Raw genomic sequence first — 2,646 nt, 5'->3', positions numbered from 1 at the left:
GGCCTCGGCGATCCCGTCCCTCCAGGACCTCCGGGTCGAGATCTCGGTCGCCTTCGTGATCCTGCTCGCCTGGGGCAACCTGCGCGGCATCCGCGAGTCGGGCAAGATCTTCGCCGTCCCCACCTACGTCTACATCGCCAGCCTTGGCGGGGTGGTCGTGCTCGGCGTCTACCGGGTGCTGTCCGGCAGCGTCGACCCCGTCGCCTACGACCCGGTCGAAACCCAGGAGCTGGCCGGCTCCGGGGAGCCGCTGGCCGTGATCTCGCTGTTCCTGCTGCTGCACGCCTACGCGGCCGGGACCACCGCCCTGACCGGCGTGGAGGCGATCGCCGACGGGGTCCCGGCGTTCAAGAAGCCGGAGGCCCAGAACGCCCAGCGCACCCTGGTGGCGATGGCCCTGATCATGGGCTTCCTGTTCATCGGCATCACCTTCCTGGCCATCCAGCTCGACGCCCGCCCCTTCGAGTCGGGCCACCCGACCCTGGTCGCCCAGCTCACCGAGCACGTCCTCGGGGAAGGGCTGGTCGGGCACGCCCTGTTCGTGTTCGTGCAGATCGCCACCCTGTTCATCCTCGTCCTGGCGGCCAACACGGCCTTCAACGGGTTCCCGATCCTGGCCTCGTTCGCCGCCCAGGACTCGCTCATGCCCCGCCAGCTGCGCAAGCGCGGCCACCGGCTGGTCTACTCCAACGGGATCCTGCTCCTGGCCGCCGGGGCGGTCTTCCTGGTGATCGCCTTCGAGGCCAGCGTGCACGCGCTGATCCCGCTGTACGCCATCGGGGTGGTGACCTCCTTCACCCTCGCCCAGGCGGGCATGACCCGCCGCCACCTGCGGCTGCGCCAGCCCGGCTGGCGCAACGGCCTGCTGATCAACGGCCTCGGGGGCACGGTGACGCTGCTGGTGCTGATCATCATCACGATCACCAAGTTCACCCACGGGGCCTGGATGGTGGTGGTGGCGGTGCCGCTGCTGGTCTGGCTGCTGCTGCGCACCCAGAACACCTACCGAGGCGAGCTGGGCGAGCTGAAGGTCGAGGTCAGCGACCGGATCGCCCCGCCCAAGCCCCGCCACGAGGTGGTGGTGCTGGTCGAGGCCCTGGACCGGGCCACCATCGGCGCCCTCCAGTACGCCCGCCAGCTCAACCCGCTGCGGATGACGGCCCTGCATATCGCCGTCGACCCCGAACGGGCCAAGGAGCTGGCCATCCTGTGGGCCCGGGTCAACATGCCGGCCCCGCTGGAGGTGGTCGACGCCCCCGACCGCAACCTGCTGGCCACCACCCAGGCGGCCATCGCCGAGCTGGTCCGCCCCGACACCGAGGTCACCGTGCTGGTGCCCAAGCGCCGCTACGCCACCTTGTGGCGCCGGGTCCTGCACGACAACTCCTCGGCCGGGCTGGTGCGGGCGCTGGGCAGCATGGACGGAGTCAACGTGACGATCGTGCCCTTCCGCCTGGGCCGCCGGCCCCTCCTGCGCTCGGTCTCCTCCGCCTGACGCCGGAGTAGAGTGCGCACGACCACGTCCATCTGGAGGGGGGACCACCCTTGGAGCGCCTGTCGCACGGCGTGCTCAGTGACCGATCCGCGGCCCTGCTGGAGGGAGACCGGCCCGTCGACGTGCTGGTCGGCATCCCGTCGTTCCAGAACGCCCGCACCATCGGCCATGTCGTCCGGGCCGTCGAGGCCGGGCTGCGCAAGCACTTCCCCGACCGCCGCTGCCTGATCGCCATCTCCGACGGCGCCTCGCCCGACGGGACGATGGAGGCGGCCATGGCCGCGACCACCGAGGGGGACGAGGAGCTGCTGCTGCTCGACCCCAAGGTCGAGCCCCCCGACAAGCTGGCCATGACCTATGTCGGCCTGTCCGGCAAGGGGTCGGCCTTCCGGGCCATCTTCGAGCTGGCCGCGGCCGTCGGCGCCCGGGGCTGCGCGGTGCTCGACGCCGACCTCCGCTCGGTCAGCCCGGCCTGGATCGACCGGCTGGTCGGGCCCGTGCTGGACCACGGCTACGACCTGGTCACGCCCCTGTACGCCCGGCACAAGCTGGACGGCACCATCACCAACTCGATCGCCTTCCCGCTCACCGCGGCCCTGTACGGGCGGCGCCTGCGCCAGCCCATCGGCGGCGACTTCGGGTTCTCGGGCCGGCTGGCCGCCCACTGGGCCGGCAAGCAGGTGTGGAGCACCGACGTGGCCCGCTTCGGAGTCGACATCTGGATGACCACGGTGGCCCTGTGCGAGGGCTTCAGCGTCTGCCAGAGCGCACTCGGGGCCAAGCTGCACGACGCCAAGGACCCCGGCCGCGACCTCGGGCCGATGTTCCGCCAGGTCGTGGGCAGCCTGTTCGCCCTCGCCGGCCGCTACGTCGACCGCTGGGCCGAGGCCGACGGCATCGCCGACGTCCCCACCTTCGGCTTCCGCACCGCCACCTCGACCGAGGAGATCCGGGTCAACCTGGACGCGCTGATCTGGCGCTTCGTCGAAGGGTACGTGGCCGAGCACGAGCTGTGGCGCGAGGTCCTGGCCGCCCAGCACTTCGACGCGGTCGAGGACGCCATCCACCAGGCGAGCGAGCGGCCCGAGGGGTTCGTGCTCCCGGTCGAGCTGTGGGCCCGCATCTGCTACGACTACCTGCTGGCCTACAAC

Annotated in this window: 2 protein-coding genes; both read left to right on the top strand. The window is 71.4% G+C overall.

Annotation, left to right across the window (positions count from 1 at the left end; all coding sequences use genetic code 11):
- On the top strand, positions 1–1,495 hold a 1,495-nt coding region (locus VF468_04725; GenBank protein ID HEX5877619.1), incomplete at its 5' end, for an APC family permease.
- A gap of 50 nt (positions 1,496–1,545) precedes the next feature.
- A partial coding sequence (locus tag VF468_04720) for a glycosyl transferase family 2 (protein HEX5877618.1) occupies positions 1,546–2,646 on the top strand: 1,101 nt, incomplete at its 3' end.

Source organism: Actinomycetota bacterium (assembly GCA_036280995.1).
In the GTDB taxonomy this organism is placed as follows: Bacteria; Actinomycetota; CALGFH01; order CALGFH01; family CALGFH01; genus CALGFH01.
Note: the sequence above shows the minus strand (reverse complement) of the source record. Positions and strands in the feature narration are given on the sequence as shown.